This window comes from Rhodanobacter soli, assembly GCF_040548735.1.
GTDB lineage: Bacteria > Pseudomonadota > Gammaproteobacteria > Xanthomonadales > Rhodanobacteraceae > Rhodanobacter > Rhodanobacter soli_A.
This window is the reverse complement of sequence record NZ_JBEPSD010000003.1, coordinates 252,748-275,165: the sequence shown is the minus strand read 5'-3', so window position 1 is coordinate 275,165 and position 22,418 is coordinate 252,748. Positions and strand designations below refer to the sequence as shown.

Sequence of the window (22,418 nt, the reverse complement as noted above, 5' to 3'; positions counted from 1 at the left end):
GTTGTTAGTGCCCAGCGCGCAGGCCCGCCCGGAATACTTTTTCGGCCATGTCAGCGGGATACACCACGTGATCGTAGTCATATTTACCGTCCTCATATTGGACGACAACGACTCGCTCGCCATCGTTGATAGGAAGAGCACAGGGCGAGATGGCGAAAATCTCACCAGAAGCTTTTCCGCGAAGAACCTCGGTGACTTTGACCCTCACGTTTAGGTGCGGGCGCTCATCGGACCAGCGAGAGCTGACAGCTGTGCCAACGAAAAGACCCTTTGATTCATGTGCCATCGACTCGTCTGGATAAGCCGGACTACATGCCAACGCATAGCTCGGCAAAGCCGAAGCAACGATTGTGAGGGCGAGTAGAAGAGTTTTCATGGGCACTAACGCTGGAATTGAGCGGCGGCGTAGCCGTCCGCCTCGAATGAGATGTTAGACACTGCCCGAACCATTTTGAAGGGGACGCGTTTGTGCCATTTCAGCGCGCGTGGCTGCAAGCTCTGCAACGACGCGGGCAAGCTCCACGTTCGCCTTCTTGGATTCTACGATCAAGGCTGCGAGTTTGTCCTTGGTTCCGAAGATCGCGAACGGGAGGAAAAACCACAGCACAGCGAGTACAAACAGAAAGAGAATAACGATCAGACCAAGTACGCCGGAAAACATGTCCATGTCAGTGCCCCCTGTGATGTCTAACGCTGGAATTGAGCGGCGGCGTAGCCGTCCGCCTCGAATGAGATGTTAGGCAGGGACGCCAAGAGTGTTGTTGTAGATGGCAATAGCCGACCAAGCCAAGACGAGCACAAGAGTGCCAACGAGCGAAATTTGGTTGGCGTGACGTTGAGCATCAAGGCCCCGCGGATACTGACCAAGCGTAACCAGAAGCAGCGACATGCGACCCAGGTTGAACAGAACGAATGACCAGATGATGTAGTACGCGACGAACTTGACGACGGCAACAACGCTATTAGCGATTTCGTCTTGCATGGCTAGATGATGCCTAACGCTGGAATTAAGCGGCGGCGTAGCCGTCCGCTTGAATGAAATGTTAGAACTCAACGACGTGTACATCGCCGGCGAGCTCACCTGAAATTTGCTCTGCAAGAAAGATAGCGTCTTGAAGTGTCTCGTCTGGGCCGTGGGACGCTGTGAGCATGAAGTATGAGTTTGAGCCATCCCCAACACACAGATCATCGATGATGTCCTCGATCCTTGATGCATCAACGCCAACAACCCCAACATAGCCGACGCGCTCATGGATCCATTGCGTCACGACGGCATCGAGTTCCGGGCGATAGCCGTGCAGTGAATGAAGAACAATTTTGCGCGAAGCGGCCATTGAGTTCTAACGCTTAGTAGACCCCAAAAGTGGGGTGTTGCGCCGAGTATGCAGTTCCGCTCCTGACCGTTCAAGCTGCGAATTTCTGCAGCAGATCATGCGCTTGCACTGCAGCGTCATCGCGAATGCGGATGCAGGCTGCCGGTGTTATCCGACACTTTTGGGGGTGTATGAGTTACACAGGCGAAAGTGCGGGTGTACCAGGGGCGAAAACGCCGCGGTTGCTGGATCGGATGCATGCATGCGTTTAAGGCGCCACCGTCCGTGCATTGGAAGGGCGCATGCCGGCGAAACTCGGTGAACGTCGGACACGATGATCTGCCCCCACTCGCCCGGCGACGCCCTGTCTCTCACGCCTTGAAGGCAACCATATCGTCCCGCAGACATGGCGAGAAACCAGCCGCCTCGCCGTGCCTCAGTGGAACTGGTCGCTCGCCGGTACCCACGAGCTGGATGACGATGCGGGTGCGGCCGGCTTCACCGGCAACACGATGCCTTCGCAGCCGGGTGGTGGCGGGCTGCCGGCGACGCGGGCGGCGGCGCACTCGGCGCTGTTGTCGAACCTGACCATCAGCGCCGGGGTGGCGCTGCTGGCCGCCGGCGCAGGCGCCGCCACGGGATTGGCCGGCGCCAGGTGCAAGCGCTCGTAGACTTTGTCGTCGACCGGCTTCGCGGGCGGATCGGGGTTGTTGCAACCGAACAGGGCTATCGGCAGCAGCGGCATTACTGTGCATTCCACGCGCACGCCGCGCGGCAGGTGGAAGGTGTGGCTGACCGCGGTTTTCTCGACGGCACGACGCAGTGCGGTGTCGATCGAGCTTTCGCCTTCGGGCGCCCAGTCCTTTTCGAAACGGGTCGGCTGGTAGCCGATGTTCGGCGTGCCGTGGCTCATGATCTCGGTATCGCCGTGCGGCTTCAGTTGCACGTAGCTGCCCAACGCGGCCTGCGGCTCGCCCTGCTCCGCACCGGGCTGGTTGCCGCCGGGCTGGCCCTCGCCCGGCTGCCTGCCGCTGCGGCCCTGGTCACTGCCCTGGCGCGCCGCGGGCTGGGCGGCTGCGGTGCCGGTGCTGGCGCTTTCCGGTGCGGCGACCACGCCTTCAGGCTTGCCGGGGATGGCCAGGTCGCTGCCTTGCGGCGTGGCGTCGGGGGCGCGGCTGACGTCGCGCCCGCTGCTGGTTTCCGTGGGACTGGGTGCAGCCTGCTCGGTCGCCGCGGGCGACGCCGACTCCGCCGGTGGACTTGTTGCCGGCGGAGCCGGCGTGGCGGCGGCAGCGATGGCGGGCGGCGCGCTCAACTGCGGTCGTTCGATGGACGGCTGGACGGCTGTTTCGCGTGCCGCGTCAGCGACCTCGATCTTCGCACTCGGTGCCTGCGGCTCCATTCGTGCGGGGGCCGGCGGCGCCAGCGGAACCGCCTCGAGTTCCGCCTCGGCTACCTCGGCTGCCGGTGCCTGCAGCTGCGGTTTCTCGATCGGCACGGTCGGCGTCGGCACGCTCAGCGGCGCCTGCACGTTCACGCTCGGCGAAGCTTGTGCGGGCAGCGGGACGGGCTGCAATTCGGGTACCGGCGGCGCAGCGGGAAGCTGCGCACGGGCCGGCGTCACACTGGCCGGTGCGCTGGACTTGGGTACCTCGGTATTCAACGCGATGCTCGACACGGTGATCGGCGGCGCTGCCTGCGGCGGCAGTTCCGGCAATACCAGCGACGGCGGTGGCGGCATCGGGCGGTTGCCTTCCAGTTGCGGCTTGCGCACCGACTCGGGCTGGAACTTCGGCGGCACCGGCGGTTGCATGGCCGGCGTCGGCAGCGTCACGGCCGGTGGCTCGCCGGCCAGCGGGATGGGCCGCAGTTCCGGCGTCGGCGCCGGTTGCGGCAGGCTCACCGGCGCTGGTGGGGCAGCGACCGGCTTCGGCATCGGCGCGTGCGGCTTCGCGGCCTTCGCGATCACCGGCGTCGCCGCGGCGGTAGCCGGCTTCGGCGCGATCACGGCCGTGGTGTTCGCGCTGCGCTCGCTGCTCGGCGCGGGCCGGCTGCTGCGGCCCTGGTGGCGCGGGCCGCGCTCTTTGGGCGGCGTGCCGCGCACCGGCGGCGGTGGCGGCGGTTCGGGCGGCTCGATCAGGCGTACCTGCAGCAACTGCTGCCGCGATTCCGGCGGCGGCATCACCTCGTACGCCGGGCCGAGCACGAAGCCGAACAGGAAGATCAGATGCACCAGCAGCGCGCCCGCCATGGCGAGGATGCGCAGGCCGCGTTCGCGCGGGCGCGGACGGGTACGCTGGTGATAAACCCGGGCTCGCGTGGCCGCCGCCAGCGGCGAATTCAGCATCACCCGCGCAGGATTGACGGGGCGGCCGGCGGCGGGTTGATCCGGGGGTGGCAGGGGCATGCCGGCCAGTGTAATGGGCGCACCTGCTCTTAGTGTTGCCTGGCGGCTCCCGCGGCGCGTTCGCGCAGTTCGGCGTCGACCGCGCGATTCGGCGTGTCGACCGGGCAGCCCCATGCCAGCGGTTTGCCGGCGCGATACATCGCGATGCACGCCTTCTCGCTGGGCTTCGGCGGCGCATGCGTGCCGCCCGCCAGCGGCTTCGCCGGCGCCATGCTGAGGCGCTCGTCGCCGTCCTTGGCCGAAGGCGGTGGCGGCGGGTCGCCGCCGCAGCCGCCGGCCAGCATGGCGAGCGAAACACCGCAGTGGATGCGCACGCCGCCGGGCAGGCGGATGGTCTTCTTCACCGTGGTCTTGTCCACCAGCTTCTGCAGCGCGCTGTCGATCGCATTGCTGTTGCTGTTCCAGTCCTTCTCGAAGCGCGTGGCCTGATAGGTGACCGGGCTGCGGTGCTGCATGATCCGCGCGTCGCCCTGCGGCAGATGCTGCACGTAGTCGGGCGTGGGCGCGCTGGCAGCGGCCGCGGGCAGCAACGGCTGGCCGTGCTCGTCATACAGGCGCGGCGCGGCCGGTGCCGGCGTGGGCACCTGCAAGGTCATCGCGTTCTTCGCGGGCGGCTCGTGCGGACGGGACGGCACGCGGGGCCTCGGCGGCACTGGCGTGGCCGGCGGTGGCGGTGCGGCCGCGGTGTCCGGTGCGCGCGTGATGAAGCGCACCTGCAGCACGTCGTCCGCTTGCGTGCGCACCGTGGTCCGGACCGTCGGCGGCTGCATCTGCTGCCAGATCACCAGCACGAACAGCGCATGCAGCAAGCCGGCCACCACCAGCGCCAGCCAGCGCTGGCGCCGCTCGTGCTGTGGCTCGCGCCAGCGCCGTTGCCGCAGCAGCGCCCGCGCCGCGCCGTCCAGCGGACTCAGGCCGCGACCCGGCAACTGGCCGGGTTCCGGGTCCGGCGGTGGGCGATGCCGGGCAAGCTGCTGCGAATGGACGATGACGGTGCCTCGCGGAGGGTGACGGCGAACAGGATGGCCGATGGCGCTTGAACCTCCGCCCCGCGTCGGACGGCGGCGGAAGGGGGCGCGACGCATTTCACTGAGACCGCCGCGGCACGACGCCGGTTCCCCGCACTGCAGCTTGACCGCACCGGTGGTTCGCTCAAGGCTAGGCGGACGGTGCCACGCGCCGTCTCTCCGCCATGACCGCCGTTGCCCGACGCACGCCACGCCCTGCGCAGGTGCAAGACGACCATGACGGCCCGCCATCGTCAGCCGCCAACGCGCGGCCTCGCGCGGCGCCGTTCATGCCACGAGGCCACGCCCTGCATGGGAGGGTCGCATCGTGACGCATTCCACGGAAAGCATCCGCAACATCGCGCTCGCCGGACACGCCGGCGTGGGCAAGACCACGTTGTTCGAAGCGCTGCTGGTGGCCGGCGGCGTGATCCAGACGCCGGGTACAGTCGAGCGCGGCAATACGGTGTCCGACAGCGACACGCAGGAAAAGGCGCGCGTCCATTCCATCGACAGTTGCATCGCGCACCTCGACCACGGCGACTGTCACCTCAACCTGATCGACACCGCTGGCTACGCCGACTTCCGCGGCGCCACGCTGGCGTCGTTGTCCGCGGTGGAAACCGTGGCGGTCGTGGTCAATGCGATCAACGGCATCGAGTACGGCACCCGCCGCATGATGATGCACGCGCACAAGCGCGGCCTGGCCCGCGTGCTGGTAATCAACAAGATCGACTACGACGGCGCCAAACTGGCCGCATTGGTGGACGCGCTGCGCGAGGAGTTCGGCAGCGAATGCCTGCCGGTGAACCTGCCCGCCAACCGCGGCAACCGGGTGCTGGACTGCTTCTTCCACACCGAGGGCGCCACCGACTTTTCCTCGCTGGCGGAGGCGCACCAGCGCATCCTTGACCAGGTGGTCGAGGTCGACGAAAGCGTGATGGACCGCTACCTGGATGCCGGCGAAGGCGCGCTGACGCCGCAGCAGCTGCACGACGCGTTCGAGCAGTGCCTGCGCGAAGGCCACCTGGTGCCGATCTGCTTCGTCAGCGCGCGCACCGGCGCAGGCGTGGCCGAACTGCTGGACGTGGCCGCGCGGCTGTTGCCGAACCCGGGCGAGGGCAACCCGCCGCCGTTCGCGCGCGGCGACGGCACGCCGCTCAAGATCAGCGCCGATCCCGCGGCCCACGTGATCGCTGACGTGTTCAAGATCGTCAACGATCCGTTCGTGGGCAAGCTCGGCGTGTTCCGCGTGTGGCAGGGCACGATCCGCCGCGACAGCCAGTTGCTGGTCGACGACGGCCGCAAGCCGTTCAAGGTCGGCCACCTGTTCCGCCTGCAGGGCAAGACCCATGTGGAGATCGAGGCGGCGATTCCCGGCGACATCGCCGCCGTGGCGAAGGTGGAGGAGATCCATTTCGACGCGGTGCTGCACGATTCGCACGACGAGGACCTGATCACGCTGGCGCCGCTGGCGTTCCCCTCGCCGATGTTCGGGCTGGCGCTGGAGCCGCGGCACAAGGGCCAGGAACAGAAACTCTCCAACGCGCTGGGGCGGCTGGCCGAGGAAGACCCGTGCTTTCGCGTCGAGCACCACAAGGAGCTCAACGAGACGGTGGTGCGCGGCTTGTCCGACCTGCACCTGAAGGTGATGCTGGAGCGCATGCGCGAGCGCTACGGCGTCGAGGTGGACTCGCACCCGCCGCGGATCGCGTATCGCGAGACCATCGCCGGCCACGCCGAGGGCCACCACAAGCACAAGAAGCAGACCGGCGGCGCCGGCCAGTTCGGCGAAGTGTTCCTGCGCATCGAACCGCTCGAGCGCGGCGCCGGTTTCGAATTCGTCGACGCGGTGAAGGGCGGCGTGATCCCCGGCCAGTTCCTGCCGGCGATCGAGAAAGGCGTGCGCCAGGCGATGGAGCACGGCGCCGTCGCCGGCTACCCGCTGCAGGACCTGCGCGTGACCGTGTACGACGGCAAGTACCACCCGGTCGACTCGAAGGAGGTCGCCTTCATCAGCGCCGGCAAGAAGGCGTTCCTGGACGCCGTCGGCAAGGCGAAGCCGATCGTGCTGGAGCCGATCGTCAACGTCGAGGTGGCGATTCCCGAACACAACGTCGGCGACGTCACCGGCGGCCTCGCCGGCAAGCGGGCACGCATCCTGGGCACCGACACCCAGCGCGGCGGCGAGCTGGTGATCAAGGCGCAGGCGCCGCTGGCGGAGTTGACCGACTACCCCACCGAGCTGAAGTCGATGACCGGCGGCCGCGGCCGCTACAGCCTCGATCTCAGCCACTACGAAGCGGTACCGCCGACCGTGCAGAAGCAGCTCAGCGAGGCATGGAAGCCGCACGCGGAAGAGGATTAGGAATGAAGCGAGGAGTGAGTGGGAAAAATGAATGGAGGCTTCTCTCGTTTTCCATTCCTCTCCACTCATTCCTGCCCTCAGCGCTTCGGCTTGAGCAGGGTGCCGCTGCATTTCGGCGACCCGCACAGGCACTTCCACAGCTTTTTCAGGCGCGCCGTGTGCGGCACGTCGAGCACGATGCCGTAGTCGTAGGTGAGCTCCTCGCCCGGCTTGATGTTGCGGATCGCCTCGATCACCACGCGGTCCCTGCGCGGATCGCCGCTGGCGCTTTCCTCGACCAGCGCGCGGCAGTTCGGCGCGCAGCTGTGGTTGATCCAGCGCGCGCTGTTGCCGTTCTGGTTGGCGTCGATGATGTAGTCGTCGTTGAGCGTGAACAGGAAAGTGTGGCCGGTCTCGCCGCCGTCGCCGTACAGATCGTCCGCCTCCGCGTGACTTATCAACTTGCCCTTGTACTCGATGATTTCCTCGCCTTTGGCGATCGGGGCGGTGGCGAACACGCCGTTGCCGTGGATCGGCGAGCGGCGTGCAACAAAGCGTCGTGACATGCGGCGGAACCCTGCGGGTGAAAGTGAAGCGGCGATGATGCCCGTTTGCGACCAGCCGCGGAAGCGTTCGCCATCGCCTCGCCAGGCCACCGAACGATCGGGAGCCACCCCGCCATCGGTCTTTCCCGGCGCAGATCCCTGCGCTAGAGTCGGCGAGTCCCTGCATCCGGATCTTCGCTACACACCTTGTCTGCCAAAGGAGTTGTCCATGTCGCCTCCCCAGACCTTGTGGAAAAAGGTGACCGGCCCATCCGCCGGACTGGTGCAGCAGCATTATGTCGAGGGGCGTGTTGAAGCACTGTACCGGCGCAACAAGGATCTGGAGCGCTTGGTGGCGCAGGCCCTGGCCGGCAACCCGCGGCTTGCCGGCATGAAGCTTGGCGGCGACAGGTGGCTGAAGGTCTACGAAAAGATCAACCTCAGCCTGCAGGCCGCTTCGCTCACGATCAATTTCAACGCGGACAGCTGGTTCTCCACCGAGAATCACTTTCCCACCTATGCCCAGGCCTATGCGCGTTCGGGCCGCAACGGCGCGCAGGCGCAGCTGTTGGGCGACGCGAAGAACCCGCCGGTGATCCGCGCCCAGGCCGACGACCGGATCACCTTCAACAACGCGACCGGCGCAGCCAGTGCGAAGGCGCCCGCGCGCGGCCTGGCGCCGGGACGCCAGGGCATGGACCGTATCCGCGAGCAGATGGAATTCCGGGCCAACCCGAACGTGCGCACGGTGGCCGCCCCGGCCGCCACGGGCAAGGACAGCAAGTACGCCGACTCCGGCAACCGCCGCTTCAACCCGGAAGCCAAGCAGGTCTTCGCCGCACTCAACTATGGGCGGCGCCTGCACGGTTCCACCATCGACTACGGCGGCAGCCACCTGGTGCTGAACCCGAAGTTCAAGGTGAATGCGTTGTACTACCCCAGCGACACGTTCTATATCCAGGATGCCTCGTCGCAGGCGGCGTTCCACGTGCTGGGCTCGCTGGTGGCATGGGCCAAGCCAGTCATGCTCGACGCGATCATCCAGAGCTGCTACTTCGACATGGTCCTGCCCGACACCGCCGACGAGAAACTGCTGCTGGAAGGGCACGTCTTCAGCGAACTGCCCTTCACCGGAGGCATCAGCGAGATGGTGCTCGATGCGAAATTCGGCTCGATCCAGCACCAGAACGCGAAGAAGTTCGCCAGCAAGCACGGCATCAAGCTGGTCATGGTCGAACCGGCCACGCGCTGACGGCCTGCACGTTCCGCTTCCCTTCATCCCCCCGTGCGGCGGGGCACCGTCGCCGATGTCGACCCCGGTCGCGCCCGCCGTTGACGCAGCGCGCTGAGCGTATGCGGCCCGGCCCGCTCCGCAGCGCACCCACGCTCGCCATGTGCCGGTTCGTCGCAGTCATCACTGCAATCGGTACTGGCGCGCCCGGCCCCAATCGCGGTTAGAATCGGTATTCAAACGATCGTTTGGAGAAGCCGCGATGCGTCTGCTGCGCTGGATCATCCCCGTCCTGCTGCTGGGCCTGGCCGCCTGCGGTCCGACGAAGAAGAGCGTGTACCCGCCGACCCTGAGCATCCAGCAGCTGGTGGTGCTGCCGAGCGGGCAATGGCAGCTGACCCTGCGCATCCAGAACAACAGCTACGGCGGGATGGACTTCAAGTCGCTGGATGGCCAGCTGCAGCTCGCCGAACTGGTGCCGGTGCGGCTGCACGCCACCTTCGACCTCGACATTCCCGAGCTTGCCGGCGACGTGATCCAGCTCAACGTGCTGCCCACCGCGGCGATGACCAAGGCGCTGCAGGCGATCGCCGCCAAGGGCAGCGCCGGCGCGCTGGCCTATCGCATCGGCGGCAGCGCCAGCGCCAAGCCCGAGCAGGAAGACAAGCCGCGCTCGTTCGACTTCAACGGCAACGACTGGATCTCGCCGGTGCCGGGCATCCCCAACACGTATCGCTAGGCATCCCCGCTTTCCACCGAAGGAATCACCATGACTGCTTACAAGGCCCCCCTCGACGACCTGCGCTTCGCCCTGTTCGACGTGCTCGGTGCCGAACCGATCCTCACCTCGCTGCAGGGCGGCGAAGCGCACAGCCGCGACCTGCTCGACGCGGTGCTGGAGGAAGCCGGCCGCCTCAGCGAGCAGTTGCTGGCGCCGACCAACGCGCCCGCCGACGCGGAAGGCTGCCGCTACGACAAGGCCAGCCAGACGGTGACCACGCCGAAGGGTTTCAAGGAAGCGTTCAAGCAGTTCGCCGAAGGCGGCTGGACCGGCCTGACCAATCCCGAAACCTACGGCGGCCAGGCGCTGCCCGGCGTGCTCGGCACCGCCACCACCGAGATCTTCCAGTCCGGCAACCTGGCCTGGAGCCTGTACCCGCTGCTGTCCGAAGGCGCCACCCATGCCATGGAACTGCACGGCGAAGAGTGGCAGCGCGAGCGCTTCATGAAGCCGATCATCGAAGGCCGCTGGACCGGCACGATGTGCCTGACCGAGCCGCAGGCCGGCTCCGACCTGGGCCTGCTGAAGACCCGCGCCGAACCCGGCCCGCTGGAATCAGGCGGTCACAACAGCTACAAGATCACCGGCACCAAGATCTTCATCAGCGCCGGTGAGCACGACCTCACCGAGAACATCGTGCACCTGGTACTGGCGCGCCTGCCCGACGCACCGGAAGGCAGCCGCGGCATCTCCATGTTCATCGTGCCGAAATTCAAGGTCAACGAGGACGGCTCGCTGGGCGCGCGCAACAGCGTCACCGCCGGCGCGATCGAGCACAAGATGGGCATCCACGCCTGCTCCACCTGCGTGATGAACTTCGACGGCGCCGAGGGCTACCTGATCGGCCAGCCGCACAAGGGCCTCGCCGCGATGTTCACCATGATGAATGCGGCGCGCCTTTCGGTCGGCGTGCAGGGCCTGGCGCTGGCCGAGCGCGCGCTGCAGAACAGCCTCAACTACGCGCGCGCGCGGCTGCAGTCGCGCGCGCTGTCCGGCCCGAAATTCCCGAACAAGCCGGCCGACAACCTGCTGGTGCAGCCGGACGTGCGCCGCATGCTGCTGACCCAGCGCGCGTTCGTCGAAGGTTCGCGCGCGCTGGTGCTGTACACCGCGCTGCAGACCGACATCGAGCATCGCGCGGCGGACGCCGCCGCCCGGCAAAAGGCCGGCGAGCTGGTCGCGTTCCTGATCCCGATCGCCAAGGGCATGACCACCGAACTGGCGCAGGAGTGTACCAAGGAAGCGCTGCAGATCTACGGTGGCCACGGCTACATCGCCGAGAACGGCATGGAGCAGTTCGTGCGCGACGCCCGCATCATCACCCTGTACGAAGGCACCACCGGGATCCAGGCGGCCGACCTGCTGGGCCGCAAGATTCTCCAGCTGCAAGGCGTGGGCGCGAAGCACTTCCTGCAGGAGATCAGCACGTTCTGCCAGCAGCACAGTGCGGATGCCGCGCTGCGCAGCCTGATCGGCCCGCTCGCCGTCGCCACCAAGGAGTGGAGCGATCTCACCGTGAGCCTGGCCCAGCGCGTGCAGGCCAACCCGGAGGAACTCGGCGCCGCCGCCACCGACTACCTGTACTACTCCGGCTACGTCACCCTCGCCTACCTGTGGGCACGCAGCGTGGCCGCCGCCGAAGCCGGCACGCAGTCCGCCGCGTTCAAGCAGGCCAAGCGCGACACCGCGGCGTTCTACTTCGCCCGCATCCTGCCGCGCACCCTGATGCACAAGGCGGCGATCGAGTCCGGCGTGACGGCCCTGCCCGACATCGCCTGAAACACCGCTACAACCACGCGTGCCCGAAAAAGCCCGGCCAGCCCGGGCTTTTTCGGATGGGTGTACCGGCAGGTCGCAGGCCGGTGGGTGAAACCGGCGTTCATCTGAAGCTGATACGCTCGTGCCGGCGGGAAGCAGGCTGGGGGTGGCATGAACACCGGCGCATTCACAATATCCATCGATTTCGAGCTCTACTGGGGCGTGCGCGACACACGTAGCCTCGATGCTTACCGCGAGCATCTGGATGGCGTCCGGCAAGCCATCCCGCGCATGCTGAGCCTGTTCGAGCAGCATCACATCCATGCCACCTGGGCAGCCGTGGGCTTCCTGTATTGCCATGACCGCAACGAGGCCTTGTCGGCGGCTCCGCCCGAACGGCCCCACTACGACAACCATGCGCTCTGCCCGTACCGCTATCTGGAACAGTCGACGGATATCGACGAGCGTTACCACTTCGCGCCCGCACTGATCGACCTGATCGCCGCGACACCGCACCAGGAGATCGCGACCCACACCTACTCGCACTACTACTGCCGCGAAGCCGGACAGACGGCCGCGACGTTCAGGGCCGACCTCGCCGCCGCCATCCGCATCGCCGCGACACGCGGCATCACCCCGCGCAGCCTCGTGTTTCCCCGCAACCAGTGGCACCCCGACTACCTGGCGATACTGGCGGAACACGGCATCACCGCCTATCGCGGCAACGAGCACGGCTGGCTGTATGCCGCGACCGACAACGTCGGACAGAACGCCGTGCGCCGCATGGGCCGCCTGCTGGACAGCTACATCAACCTCAGCGGCCACCACACGTACACGCTGGAAAGCTGCGCCGGCGCGCCTCCGTTCAACTTTCCGGCCAGCCGTTTCCTGCGCCCCCACGACCCGCGCCTAGCCTGGCTGGACGGCCTGCGGCTGCGCCGGATCAAGCGCGCCATGCGCCACGCCGCCCGGCATCACGAAATCTTCCATCTGTGGTGGCATCCGCACAATTTCGGCGTCGACACCGACCAGAACATGCACTTCCTGGAGCAGGTGATCGAGGAGTTCGAACGCCTGCGCCGCGATGACGGCATGCGTTCGCTGGGCATGGCCGAACTTGCCGACGCACTGGCGGCGCGATGAACCGACGGCTTCCGCGCATCGCCATGCTGTGCGGCGACGGGCCGTCGTCCTGGTTCATGTACAACGCGCTGGCCGGCGAGGCGCAGATCCTCGCCGTGGTGGTGGAGCGCAAGCCCTCGCCCCGGGCCATGATCCACCATCGGCTGCGCCAACTGGGCTGGTCCACGGTCATCGGCCAGCTGGCCTTCATCGCGTTCAACCGGCTGCTGGCGCGACTGCAGCGCCGCCGCATCGACGAGCTGATCCTTCGCTACGGGCTGCACGCCGACCTGCCGCCGGCAGCCATCACCCACCGGGTGCACAGCGTCAACGCGGCGGCGGTGCGGCGGCTGCTCAGGAAGCTCGACGTCGACGCGGTCGTGGTGAACGGCACACGGATCATTTCGCGCGCCGTGATCGAGTGCATCGACCGCCCCTTCATCAACACCCACGTCGGCATCACCCCGCGTTACCGCGGCGTGCACGGTGGCTACTGGGCACTGGTCCACGGCGATGCCGAAAACTGCGGCGTCACCGTGCACCTGGTGGATACCGGGGTGGACACCGGCGGCGTGCTGTACCAGCAACGGATCCACATCGAGAGCAGCGACGGCTTCAACACCTATCCGCTGCACCAGCTGGCCGGCGCCATCCCGCTGATGAAGCAGGCCTTGCGCGACGCGGTCGACGGCACCCTTGCCTGTCGCGACGGCGTCGGCCCCTCCGGGCTCTGGTATCACCCCACCCTGGGCCAGTACCTCAGGTATCGGTTTTCGAGGTCGGTCAAATAGAGCCGGCTCGAAGCGCACCAGGCGCGGGTCCGCCGTCAATGAGCCCGGGCATGTCCCGCTGGGAAGGGTCAACGCGGCGCTTTCACCGTCGGTCCGCGTCGGCCAGTGTGCCGAAAAGTGTCAGCTTTTCTTACAGAGTGGCAACCCTCCGGCAGGTTACGGCCGGGAAGTACCCTGAGAGGTGGCGCCGCTGAACCGCAGATACTGCTGGATCAGTGCCTCATGGGCATCGGCCACCTGCAACAGTTCCCGTGCCAGCGCTTCCTGCGCACTGACGGCATTTGCCGGTGGTGGCGCCACGGCAGCCGGCGCCCTGATCGGCGCCCGCGACGGTGCCGCAGGCTCGGCCGATTCGGATTCGATCAGATAGGTGATGTCGTAGGCAAGGTCGCTCATGCGATCAGTCAAGCAATAGGCTTGCCAAGGTCAGCGGTCTCATTCGGGGAATCAATGCGGTTACGCTAGATCACTTCGTCCGCCGGGGGGAATCACCGTGAGATCGAGTCAACGCATGGCCTGTCTGAAGCCGATACTGTTCGCCCTGCTGCTCACCTTGAGCGGCACACTGCAGGCCGCCGAGACGCCGCAGGCGAAGTACCCGGACTACCCCAGCGAGACGCCGGCGAAGTTCGTGCCGTCCACCGCCGGCTTCGACTACGTCAAGCGCGACGTGATGATCCCGATGCGCGACGGCGTGAAGCTGCACACCGTCATCCTGGTGCCGAAGGGCGCCAGCCACGCCGGCATCCTGCTCACCCGCACGCCGTACGACGCGAACGCGCTGACCACGCACAGCATGAGCGGCCACCTCGGCCCGATGCTGCAGGGCTACGACAACGCCACCGACATCATCGTCGAGGACGGCTATATCCGCGTGGTGCAGGACATCCGCGGCAAGTACGGCTCCGAGGGCGACTACGTGATGAACCGGCCGCTGCACGGCCCGCTGAATCCCACCCCGGTGGACGACGCCACCGACACGTACGACACCATCGACTGGCTGGTGAAGAACATCCCCGAATCGAACGGCAAGGTCGGCACGCTGGGCATCTCCTACGACGGCTTCGAGCCGCTGATGGCGCTGTTCAACCCGCACCCGGCACTGAAAGTGTCGGTGCCGATGAATCCGATGGTCGACGGCTGGATGGGCGACGACTGGTTCCACCACGGCGCGTTCCGCCAGCAGAACCTGAGCTACATCTACGAGCAGGTCGCCAGCCGCGACAATTCGATCAAGTGGTGGACCAGCTACCACGACGAGTACGACCTGTTCATGCACTACGGCTCCGCCGGCGCGCTCGCCGACGCCTACGGCATGCGCCAGCTCGGCTTCTGGAACAAGCTGCTGGCGCACCCTGCCTACGACAGCTTCTGGAGCGAGCAGGCGGTGGACAAGCTGCTCGCCAAGGAACCGCTGAAGGTGCCGGTGATGCTGGTGCACAGCCTGTGGGACCAGGAAGACATCTACGGCGCGCTCGCCGTCTACCGTGCGATCAAGCCGAAGGACAGCAGCGGCAACATGGTCAGGCTGGTGATGGGGCCGTGGCATCACGGCCAGGAGATCGACGAGGGCAGCTCGCTCGGCGCGATCCGCTTCGGCAGCGACACCGCGAAGTATTTCCGCGAAAAGATCCTGCGCCCGTACCTGGCGCAATACCTCAAGGACGGCGCGCCGAAAGCCGACCTCGCGCCGGTCACCGCGTACCAGACGGGCAGCAACCAGTGGCAGCGGCTGCCGCGCTGGCCACTCGCCTGCGAGAACGGCTGCGCCGCAAAAAGCCGCCCGCTATACCTGCAGGCCGATCACAAGCTCGGCTTCGACGCACCCGCCGGCGGCGATGCCTACGACGAATACGTCTCCGATCCCGCCCACCCGGTGCCGTTCCGCGCGCGCCCGATCCAGCCGATCGGCTACGGCGACGGCCAGACCTGGTCGCAATGGCTGGTCGACGACCAGCGCGAGGCCTCCGGCCGCACCGATGTGCTCAGCTATGTCTCCGAACCGCTCACCGCGCCTGTGACGATCAGCGGCGCGCCCGAGGTGAACCTGGTCGCCGCGACCAGCGGTACCGACAGCGACTGGGTGGTCAAGCTGATCGACGTCTATCCCGACCAGGTTGCCGAGCAACCGGAGATGGGCGGCTACCAGCTCGCCGTGGCGATGGACATCTTCCGCGGCCGCTACCGCGAAGGCTTCACCGAAGCCAGGCCGATCGCCGCCAACCAGCCCCTTGCCTACCGCTTCGCCCTGCCCGCCGCCAACCACGTCTTCCTGCCGGGCCACCGCATCATGGTGCAGGTGCAATCCAGTTGGTTCCCGCTGTACGACCGCAATCCGCAAACCTTCGTGCCGAACATCTTCCTGGCCAAGCCGGCGGATTACATAAAGGCCACGCAGCGCGTGTATCACACGCCGGCGCAGGCGAGCTTCATTGCGTTGCCGGTGGTGGGAGGCTGAGCGCACGGAGGAGGATCAGCAACGGCGCCACGTCACTGCCAAGCGGTGCCGCGGTACGTCTGCGCCGAAGCGACCGCGCGCAGCGCGGCTGCACCGCGACATCGCCTCGGCGCAGCCACCTCATCTGCGCGCATTCCTGGGTACGGTTGCGCTGACGCAACGTCCCCGTCCGCCTGCGTCAACGCAGTGCCCGGTTATGCGCTCTGCTCAGGACCACGCAGCTTTGGTTTCGGCACCACCACGATCTCCACGCAGATCCGCGGTGGTTTCGGCACCACGATGGTGTTGACGCTGACGCTCTGGACGTCGTCGCGATCGCCGAGGTCGAGGCAGTAGGTGCCGGGTTTGAGGGTGAGGGTGTGGTTTTCACTCATGTCGTTCTCCGGGTGGGTGCCCCTTGCTCGTGCGCGAGGCGGGTGGTTCCGCGCCGAGGCTCCTGCCTGCCGTCCCCGGTGGAGACAGCAGGCCCAGACGACGGAAGGTGAGATTGCTCGCGATCACCGTTTCGGCGATACCCGCCGCACGGGCCGCCGCCAGCCGCTGGCGGGCCGGCTCGATGTCGCCCAGCAGCGCCAGCGTTTCCGCATTCTGCAACGCCACTTCGCCGGGCTGGCCGGGCAGCGATTCGGCGCGCTTGATCAGCATGCGGGCGCTGGCCGCATCGCCCAGCACGACCTGGTAGAGGCCCAGCAAGGCGACCGCGCGGGCATCGTTCGGCTGGACTTTCAGGTAAGCCTCGGCGCGGGCCGCAGCTTGCTCATACGCCTTGTGCACATCCGCGGCGCTGGCCTGGGGATCCGCCCGCAACGCGTCGCCCAGATTGCCCCAGGTCATGAAATCCTGCGGGTCCAGCACGGTTGCCTGGCGCCGCAGATCGACCGCCGCGGCATAATCGCCCGCCTGGTACTTGAGCAATCCCAGATTGGTCAAGGTGGCAGCCGCCGGCTCAAGCGCGATCGAATGCTCCAGCGCCTGCTCGGCGTCGGCATTGTTGCCGGCTGCCATGTACAGCGCGCCCAGCGTGCCCCACAGAATGGCGTCGCTCGGCCGCAGCTCCACCGCTTCGCGGAAGGAGACCACCGCCCGCGGCACGTTGCCATCGAGATACTGCTGATAGCCGAGATGGGCCAGCACGCCAGGATCGCCGGGGCTCAGTTGCAACGCCTGCTGGAATTCCTGCACGGACAGATCGTGCTGGCCTCGGGCCGCGTAGACCTCGGCGGCACCGATATGCGCTTTAACCCGCATGGCCGGCGCCCGCATACTGTTGCGGTAGTACTGCAACGCACGCTCGGCATCGCCGGCCACGCGGTACAGATCGCCCATCGCCAGATCCACCTCGGGCAGCGTCGGATCCATTTGCGCGGCGCGCTGGCAGGCGAGCTTGGCATTGTCGAAGGCCTCGGCGCTGTGCTTGCTTTCCAGGCGCCAGATTTCGGCCCGGCAAATCCCCGCTTGCGCCTTGGCGAACCCGCTGTCCTCTTTCAGCGCCTGGCCGAAGCGCTCGATCGCCTTGTCGGCGGTGTCGGACGAGGGCGCGCGGTGCAGCAGATTCAGGCCCTGCAGGTAGATGTCGAACGCGGCCTCGTTGTGCGTGGGCGTCAAGCGCTTCGCCAGGGCATCGCTCTCGCCGGGAATCGCCCCCAGCAGCGCATGCACTACCTCGCCGGCGATCTCGCTCTGGGTATCGAACACATCGGAGAGCTCGCGATCATAGGTATGGCTCCACAGCGTGAACCCGGTGGCGGTGTCGGACAGGTGGGCGGTAATGCGGATGCGCTGACCCTCGCGGCGAACGCTGGCATCCAGGATCGTGGCCACTCCGAGCCTGGTCCCCAGAGCCTTGGCGTCGGCAGCACCGTTCCTGGCGTCCGGCGAAAGCGGTGCAGCGACCTTCAGGCCCTTCACGCCAGCCAAGGCATCGCGCATCTCCTCGGCCAATCCCTCGGCGAAGTACTCGTCGCCAGGGTGGCTGCTGAGGCTGGTGAAAGGCATCACGGCGATCGACGCGGCGAGCCGCGACGCCGGTGCCGTGACCCGCTGGATCACGGCCCAGGTCACCAGTGCGCAAGACAGCAGCACCGTCAGCGCCAACCAGGGACGTTGCTTCCAGCGCCGATCGATGCCCCACCCATGCACCGGTGTCGACTCGGGGGTGCTCCATGCCGATTCCGGATCGACCCGCTCCCGCCGAGGCGATCCAACCTGTTCACGCTGGCTCGTCGGCAAGTCCGGCGACGCGACCTGCAACCCGGTTGCCGGAAGGTCATCGACGCTAGCCCGGTCCGGCGCCGGCGCTGGCGGAGTCCCGGTATCCGCGTCGTCCTGCAGTTGCCCGATGAAGCTGTAGCCCAGGGCATGCCGTGTCTGGATGTAGCGTGGCTGCTGGGGATCGTCACCCAGCGCGTGGCGCAACTGCGCGATCACCCGGGTCAGCACGCCCGGCGTGACATGGCGATGGCCCCAGACCAGGTCGAGCAGGTCATCGCGACCGATCAGTTCGCCGGGGTGCTGCAGCAGCGCAAGCAGGACGGCGAAGGCCTTGGGCTCCACCGGCTGGGGCACGCCCGCCCGCACCAAGCTGTGCGCGGCCGGGTCGACCACGATGTCGTCAAAGCGATAAGGCGTAGCTCCCCTGCTGCGCGCGCCCGATTCCATCCGGTTCATCGGGAAGCCCTCAGGCGATCACATAAACCTCAGTGTTCGCTCATACAAGCCCTGCCTGTCCATCATGACTCAAACCGCCATGCGGTGGAATCTGAACCTGCGCCGCATTCCGTGGCGCCACCACCCGAGGATCTGCCATGTATGCCCAGATTGCCATCTTGCAACCCCTGTCAGCCGCCCTGCAGTCGCCCGCATGGACGAGCCTGAACCGCCCCGCCCGGCGCCATTTTGTCGGAGGCTTCCTGCTCGAAGCCGAGGCGCTGGCCCACTTCAACCAATTGCTGGTACGACTGCATCACTTCCCGCTCGACTGCGACCAGCTGGCCACGGCTTCGCGCGAGCTGGGTCGCTCGGTCGACGGGCAGCGCCCGGCAAGCATCGAACAACGACTGCAACTGGCCAGCGCGGTCGACCGGATGATCACCGACGCGACCTGGCAGCCGGCCAGCGAAGCCGTCGAGCCGGCCCGTGTGGTGATGGATTACGTGCACGGTGATCACGACCTGATTCCGGACAGCGTGCCGCTGGTCGGGCGACTCGACGACGCCATCCTGATCGATGCCGCCTGGCCGCAGCTGGCCGGCGAGGTCGACTGCTACCTCGACTACTGCCGCCTGCGCGCGATCGAAGCCGGGCTGCGTGGCCGCGAGGTCGGCGGGTTTGCGTTCACGCGTGAACACTGGCAGCAGGCCCGTCGCGCCGAAGCCGGCCTGATCGCCCACTGCCGCCGGGTGGGCGAGGACAGCTACCTGCCTTCGCCAGCGGCTGCGTGCTTCCGTGTGTATTGATGGGACCTCCTTCGGTCGCTGGGGAAGTCGGGCGGGGTTCGCTTTTGAGCCGAGCGACCAGATCAAAAGCAACCCCACCCCTGCCTTGCAGGGGTGGGAGCACTGCGAAGATCAGTTCGCGCGCTGTTCCTTCGCGATCGCCAGCGCTTGATTCACCGCATCGATGACGATTTCCGGGCGGTCGTACTGCACGTAATGCCCGCTTCCCGGCACGATCATGTTCACGCCGTGGGTCGACATCGCGGCCACCTGCGTGTGCAGGTCTTCCCATAGCAGGGTGCGCTGGTTGCGCTGCTCCTGCGTCTCGTCTTTCGACTTCGGGTAGGGCGCGTGGGTCAGCACGATGATCGGCATGGCGCCGAAGTCCTTGCGCGTGCCGCGGGCCTGTTCCGCGCTCGCGTAAAACAGGTTCTCACGTTCGGAAGCCACGGCAGACTGCCATTTCACGCTCGCCCCGTAAGCCAGCTGCGCCTCGTTGATGGCTTTGCTGAAGCGGGGGTCGTCGTCACCGACGCATTTCGCGAAGGCCGGCGTGCCCTTGACCAGGCCCTTGCGCGCTTCGTCCACGCAGGCGTGCGCATCTTTCAGGTATACGTCCCATTTGGCCTTCTGGCCGGGTTCGCCGATGGCCCAGCCGCGCGTGGACTGATCCTCGTGCGAGCCCTCGACCAACACCAGGCCGGCCACTTCGTCACGATAGCGATCGGCGAACACGCGCACGGTCATGCCGGCCAGCGAATGGCCGACCAGCACGTACGGCGGCGCGACATGCGCGGCCCGCAGCAAGGCGTGCAAGTCTTCCGCCATGTTGGCGACCGTGCCGGGACGCGTGGCCGCATCGCTGAAACCCAGGCCGGCACGGTCGTACGAGCAGGTCCGCGTCCGCTTCGCCAGCGCCGGCTGCACCAGCGCCCAGGAAATCGTGGAGTCGCCCATGCCGGCGTCGAGAACCACCGTGGGCGAACCGGAACCGCGGCAGTACAGGTTCATGCGGCGTCCGTGACCCATCTCCACCAGTTGCTGAGGCTTCGCGTAAATCGGATCGGTGACGATCGGCGGCCTGGGTTTTTCCTGGCCCGGGCATGGCACGGGCAACATGGCGCCCGCGGACAGCCACACGGCGGCGGCGATGGATTTACGCATGGATTTCCCCCTTCCGGACCTGTCGACGAAGCCGCGAATCTGACATGCGGCGCACTCCGTTCACAACCCGCACGCGCAAGGCCGCCAGGTGGCGCTAACCCTGATCGCCCTTCGCCGCGGATATCTGCAGCCGCAGAATCCGCCGCAGCTCCAGGATCGCCGCCGGCGTTTCCTGCACGCTGTGCCATGACGGGATGGCGAGCTCGGAGTCGGCGCCGTCCAGGTGCGCGCTGCGGTACGGCACCACGCCGTCGTTGCTGTCCTGCAACGGGCCCTTCGATTTATAGACGCCGACGATGGTGTGGTAGTGCACGCGCGGCGAGATCGGCAGGTTCGCCGCGGCGGCGATAAACGGGTCGGCGTCGCTGAGGTTGTCGATGCTGTTGGGGATGCGCAGCAGCGGAGCGTTGCCGCCTTCGTCGCCGTCGCTCTTGATCAGCTCGGTGATGCTCGCCATTTCTTTCAGCACGCTGACCGGCAGGCGGATCAGATTGCCGATCCAGCGCGCGAGGCGATGTTGCGCGTAAGGCGTGCCTCGATGCGGCGAGGCCAGGAAGACGGCGCGGTTCACCTGCGGCATCGGGGTGAACTGCAGGTAGCGGCTCAGGCGTTCGCGAAATCGGGCGCGCTTCGCCGCCGACAGGTTCGCGCGCAGCGGGATCAGGCTCCACAGCCTGTCGCCGCTGGACGATACCAGCAGGCGCGCGATCACGCCGCCCATGCTGTGGCCAATCAGCACCATGTTCTGCGAGGCACGCGCCTGGCCGGACGGGTCGTAGTGTTTCAGGGTGGCGTCCAGCGCCTTGCGGATGTTCGCCAGGTTGACCGCGACCGGCAGGTTGGTCGGGTAGTAGACCTCCCATACCTGGTAATTGCGGCGCAGTTCCTCGTCGCCCATCACGTCGTTCGCCACGTTGATCCACGCCTCCGGGCTGCCGGCCAGGCCATGCAGCATCACCACCGTGAGCCGGTCGGGATCGTACGGCTGCATCAGCAGCACGCGCGGCGTGCGGATGCCGCCTTCGCGGCCCAGCAGCGAACGGATCGACTGGCTGGCGAAACCCGAGCGGGCCAGCCACACGCCGTAGGCGGCGGTGAAGTTCGCGCCCAGCGGCACTACTCGCCCGCCTATCGTGATGGTGTCGTCGCGGTACGGAGACCGCACCAGCAGGCGTACCTGCCGCGTCGCCAGCACTTCATCCAGCGTGCCGCCGTCGAACACCAACGCACCGGTCATCGAGACGTAGTCGGGTTCGCGCCACGGCACCTCGGTATCGGCTTTCTCCTCCGGCGCAACGGCCACGAAGTCGGAACCGAAGCCGTCGCGGCGGTAGACGTTGCGCAGGCCGTTGAAACGCAGATTGGCTGCCGGAATCAGCTCCGCCGGCACGCGGGCATTGCCGGCCAGACGCACGTCACTCTGCGGGCGCAGCACGGTCCAGCCGGCCAACGTGGCCTGCGTCCAGTGCGGATCCAGCCGCGGCAGCTCCAGGAAGAGGCGGCTCATCACCCGCTGCACGGCCAGGTTGTAGAACCCCGTCACCTGCACCTGGCGCAATTCGAACGCGCGCTCGGCGGGTGTGCGCACGGTGTAGAACAGATAGGCGTAGGCGTAGCGTGCGGATTGCAGGTAGGCATCCAGCGTCGGATCGTCCATCGCCGCGCCGGGCCGCGACCGTTCCGCCTTGAGCGCCAAGCCCAACCACAGTTCGGCCAGCGCGGAGAGCCGCTGCTCGTCGGTCAGCCCCGTCGAGCGGGCGACGGTATCCGTGCAGGCGGTGAACTCGCGCTGGCAACTGTCGACCGCCAGCGCCACCACGTTGAGCGACTGCACGGTGCGGTCGCTCAGGCGGTTGGTACCGATCACATCGGCGCGCCGCTGGTTGGCATAGTCGTTGGTCTTGACGCGGCTCACCCCGACCATCGCGCAGGCATTGAGGCCGAGCAGCCCGATGATGGCGATGCAACGCGCGACCCGGGCGCAGGTTCCGGTCATCATCGGCGTGCTCTCATCGGCGTCATGGCCCGGGCGGGTGGTGCGGGGATTGTAACCACCACGT

General features: G+C 66.9%; 20 protein-coding genes. 8 read left to right on the top strand and 12 right to left on the bottom strand.

Annotated elements, in window-relative coordinates:
• Window positions 1–4: 4 nt before the first annotated feature.
• The 6 genes from ABIE04_RS15275 to ABIE04_RS15250 all read right to left on the bottom strand — a co-directional run bounded on the left by ABIE04_RS15275 (window position 5) and on the right by ABIE04_RS15250 (window position 4,649).
• A complete protein-coding gene (locus ABIE04_RS15275; protein ID WP_354552094.1) occupies window positions 5–376 on the bottom strand; it encodes a hypothetical protein in 372 nt (123 codons plus the stop codon).
• A gap of 54 nt (window positions 377–430) precedes the next feature.
• Complete coding sequence (locus ABIE04_RS15270; protein WP_354552092.1) at window positions 431–667, bottom strand: hypothetical protein; 237 nt, start codon at window positions 665–667, stop codon at window positions 431–433.
• A gap of 69 nt (window positions 668–736) precedes the next feature.
• Complete coding sequence (locus ABIE04_RS15265) at window positions 737–982, bottom strand: hypothetical protein (protein WP_354552090.1); 246 nt, start codon at window positions 980–982, stop codon at window positions 737–739.
• 61 nt (window positions 983–1,043) lie between these two features.
• The gene (locus tag ABIE04_RS15260; protein ID WP_354547963.1) at window positions 1,044–1,334 is read right to left on the bottom strand and encodes a hypothetical protein; all 291 of its coding nucleotides are present in this window, start codon (window positions 1,332–1,334) and stop codon (window positions 1,044–1,046) included.
• A gap of 415 nt (window positions 1,335–1,749) precedes the next feature.
• Window positions 1,750–3,720 carry a hypothetical protein gene (locus ABIE04_RS15255; RefSeq protein ID WP_354552087.1) on the bottom strand — a complete coding sequence of 657 codons (1,971 nt, stop codon included), beginning with the start codon at window positions 3,718–3,720 and terminating at the stop codon, window positions 1,750–1,752.
• 29 nt (window positions 3,721–3,749) lie between these two features.
• Window positions 3,750–4,649 (bottom strand): hypothetical protein, encoded by a 900-nt coding sequence (locus tag ABIE04_RS15250; protein ID WP_354552085.1) that lies wholly within the window; start codon window positions 4,647–4,649, stop codon window positions 3,750–3,752.
• A 406-nt stretch (window positions 4,650–5,055) separates the two neighbouring features.
• On the opposite strand from ABIE04_RS15250, the gene fusA reads away from it, so the two are divergent.
• Window positions 5,056–7,095, top strand: coding sequence for an elongation factor G (gene fusA / locus ABIE04_RS15245; protein WP_354552083.1), 2,040 nt, complete (start codon window positions 5,056–5,058; stop codon window positions 7,093–7,095).
• A 77-nt stretch (window positions 7,096–7,172) separates the two neighbouring features.
• On the opposite strand, the gene ABIE04_RS15240 is transcribed toward fusA, so the two are convergent.
• On the bottom strand, window positions 7,173–7,640 hold the full coding sequence (locus ABIE04_RS15240; protein ID WP_354552081.1) for an SET domain-containing protein: 468 nt from the start codon (window positions 7,638–7,640) through the stop codon (window positions 7,173–7,175).
• A gap of 208 nt (window positions 7,641–7,848) precedes the next feature.
• On the opposite strand from ABIE04_RS15240, the gene ABIE04_RS15235 reads away from it, so the two are divergent.
• From ABIE04_RS15235 to ABIE04_RS15215, 5 genes are all read left to right on the top strand, one after another.
• Entirely contained in the window at window positions 7,849–8,871 is a 1,023-nt protein-coding gene (locus tag ABIE04_RS15235; protein WP_354552079.1) for a hypothetical protein, read from the top strand.
• Between the two features lie 241 nt (window positions 8,872–9,112).
• Entirely contained in the window at window positions 9,113–9,589 is a 477-nt protein-coding gene (locus tag ABIE04_RS15230; RefSeq protein WP_354552077.1) for a hypothetical protein, read from the top strand.
• Between the two features lie 30 nt (window positions 9,590–9,619).
• Window positions 9,620–11,410, top strand: a complete 1,791-nt coding sequence (locus ABIE04_RS15225) for an acyl-CoA dehydrogenase C-terminal domain-containing protein (protein WP_354552074.1) — start codon at window positions 9,620–9,622, stop codon at window positions 11,408–11,410.
• A 150-nt stretch (window positions 11,411–11,560) separates the two neighbouring features.
• Window positions 11,561–12,532 (top strand): polysaccharide deacetylase family protein, encoded by a 972-nt coding sequence (locus ABIE04_RS15220; protein WP_354552072.1) that lies wholly within the window; start codon window positions 11,561–11,563, stop codon window positions 12,530–12,532.
• The gene (locus tag ABIE04_RS15215) at window positions 12,529–13,302 is read left to right on the top strand and encodes a formyl transferase (protein WP_354552070.1); all 774 of its coding nucleotides are present in this window, start codon (window positions 12,529–12,531) and stop codon (window positions 13,300–13,302) included. The genes ABIE04_RS15220 and ABIE04_RS15215 overlap by 4 nt, the downstream gene beginning before the upstream one ends.
• Before the next feature lie 156 nt (window positions 13,303–13,458).
• Here ABIE04_RS15215 and ABIE04_RS15210 read toward each other — a convergent pair whose 3' ends face one another.
• Complete coding sequence (locus tag ABIE04_RS15210) at window positions 13,459–13,698, bottom strand: hypothetical protein (RefSeq protein WP_354552068.1); 240 nt, start codon at window positions 13,696–13,698, stop codon at window positions 13,459–13,461.
• A gap of 115 nt (window positions 13,699–13,813) precedes the next feature.
• Between ABIE04_RS15210 and ABIE04_RS15205 the strand changes: the two genes are divergently transcribed.
• Window positions 13,814–15,760 (top strand): CocE/NonD family hydrolase, encoded by a 1,947-nt coding sequence (locus ABIE04_RS15205; RefSeq protein ID WP_354552065.1) that lies wholly within the window; start codon window positions 13,814–13,816, stop codon window positions 15,758–15,760.
• Window positions 15,761–15,954: 194 nt separating this feature from the next.
• Here ABIE04_RS15205 and ABIE04_RS15200 read toward each other — a convergent pair whose 3' ends face one another.
• Window positions 15,955–16,134: a hypothetical protein gene (locus ABIE04_RS15200; RefSeq protein WP_354552063.1), complete on the bottom strand. Its 180-nt coding sequence runs from the start codon at window positions 16,132–16,134 to the stop codon at window positions 15,955–15,957.
• The gene (locus ABIE04_RS15195; protein ID WP_354552061.1) at window positions 16,127–18,427 is read right to left on the bottom strand and encodes a winged helix-turn-helix domain-containing protein; all 2,301 of its coding nucleotides are present in this window, start codon (window positions 18,425–18,427) and stop codon (window positions 16,127–16,129) included. The genes ABIE04_RS15200 and ABIE04_RS15195 overlap by 8 nt, the downstream gene beginning before the upstream one ends.
• Window positions 18,428–18,564: 137 nt before the next feature.
• Between ABIE04_RS15195 and ABIE04_RS15190 the strand changes: the two genes are divergently transcribed.
• On the top strand, window positions 18,565–19,215 hold the full coding sequence (locus ABIE04_RS15190; protein WP_354552059.1) for a YkvA family protein: 651 nt from the start codon (window positions 18,565–18,567) through the stop codon (window positions 19,213–19,215).
• Between the two features lie 111 nt (window positions 19,216–19,326).
• Here ABIE04_RS15190 and ABIE04_RS15185 read toward each other — a convergent pair whose 3' ends face one another.
• Window positions 19,327–20,358, bottom strand: coding sequence for an alpha/beta fold hydrolase (locus ABIE04_RS15185; protein ID WP_354552057.1), 1,032 nt, complete (start codon window positions 20,356–20,358; stop codon window positions 19,327–19,329).
• 94 nt (window positions 20,359–20,452) lie between these two features.
• Window positions 20,453–22,357, bottom strand: coding sequence for an esterase/lipase family protein (locus ABIE04_RS15180; RefSeq protein WP_354552055.1), 1,905 nt, complete (start codon window positions 22,355–22,357; stop codon window positions 20,453–20,455).
• Window positions 22,358–22,418: the final 61 nt, after the last annotated feature.

What these genes read in the sequence shown, in the direction of transcription:
- ABIE04_RS15190 (WP_354552059.1), top strand. Translation starts at nt 18,565, where the DNA reads ATGTATGCCCAGATTGCCATCTTGCAACCCCTGTCAGCCGCCCTGCAG.
- ABIE04_RS15180 (WP_354552055.1), bottom strand. Translation starts at nt 22,357, where the DNA reads ATGATGACCGGAACCTGCGCCCGGGTCGCGCGTTGCATCGCCATCATC.
- ABIE04_RS15275 (WP_354552094.1), bottom strand. Translation starts at nt 376, where the DNA reads ATGAAAACTCTTCTACTCGCCCTCACAATCGTTGCTTCGGCTTTGCCG.
- ABIE04_RS15200 (WP_354552063.1), bottom strand. Translation starts at nt 16,134, where the DNA reads ATGAGTGAAAACCACACCCTCACCCTCAAACCCGGCACCTACTGCCTC.
- ABIE04_RS15235 (WP_354552079.1), top strand. Translation starts at nt 7,849, where the DNA reads ATGTCGCCTCCCCAGACCTTGTGGAAAAAGGTGACCGGCCCATCCGCC.
- ABIE04_RS15240 (WP_354552081.1), bottom strand. Translation starts at nt 7,640, where the DNA reads ATGTCACGACGCTTTGTTGCACGCCGCTCGCCGATCCACGGCAACGGC.
- ABIE04_RS15220 (WP_354552072.1), top strand. Translation starts at nt 11,561, where the DNA reads ATGAACACCGGCGCATTCACAATATCCATCGATTTCGAGCTCTACTGG.
- ABIE04_RS15225 (WP_354552074.1), top strand. Translation starts at nt 9,620, where the DNA reads ATGACTGCTTACAAGGCCCCCCTCGACGACCTGCGCTTCGCCCTGTTC.
- ABIE04_RS15265 (WP_354552090.1), bottom strand. Translation starts at nt 982, where the DNA reads ATGCAAGACGAAATCGCTAATAGCGTTGTTGCCGTCGTCAAGTTCGTC.
- ABIE04_RS15270 (WP_354552092.1), bottom strand. Translation starts at nt 667, where the DNA reads ATGGACATGTTTTCCGGCGTACTTGGTCTGATCGTTATTCTCTTTCTG.
- ABIE04_RS15260 (WP_354547963.1), bottom strand. Translation starts at nt 1,334, where the DNA reads ATGGCCGCTTCGCGCAAAATTGTTCTTCATTCACTGCACGGCTATCGC.
- ABIE04_RS15215 (WP_354552070.1), top strand. Translation starts at nt 12,529, where the DNA reads ATGAACCGACGGCTTCCGCGCATCGCCATGCTGTGCGGCGACGGGCCG.
- ABIE04_RS15185 (WP_354552057.1), bottom strand. Translation starts at nt 20,358, where the DNA reads ATGCGTAAATCCATCGCCGCCGCCGTGTGGCTGTCCGCGGGCGCCATG.
- ABIE04_RS15210 (WP_354552068.1), bottom strand. Translation starts at nt 13,698, where the DNA reads ATGAGCGACCTTGCCTACGACATCACCTATCTGATCGAATCCGAATCG.
- ABIE04_RS15255 (WP_354552087.1), bottom strand. Translation starts at nt 3,720, where the DNA reads ATGCCCCTGCCACCCCCGGATCAACCCGCCGCCGGCCGCCCCGTCAAT.
- ABIE04_RS15230 (WP_354552077.1), top strand. Translation starts at nt 9,113, where the DNA reads ATGCGTCTGCTGCGCTGGATCATCCCCGTCCTGCTGCTGGGCCTGGCC.
- ABIE04_RS15195 (WP_354552061.1), bottom strand. Translation starts at nt 18,427, where the DNA reads ATGAACCGGATGGAATCGGGCGCGCGCAGCAGGGGAGCTACGCCTTAT.
- ABIE04_RS15205 (WP_354552065.1), top strand. Translation starts at nt 13,814, where the DNA reads ATGGCCTGTCTGAAGCCGATACTGTTCGCCCTGCTGCTCACCTTGAGC.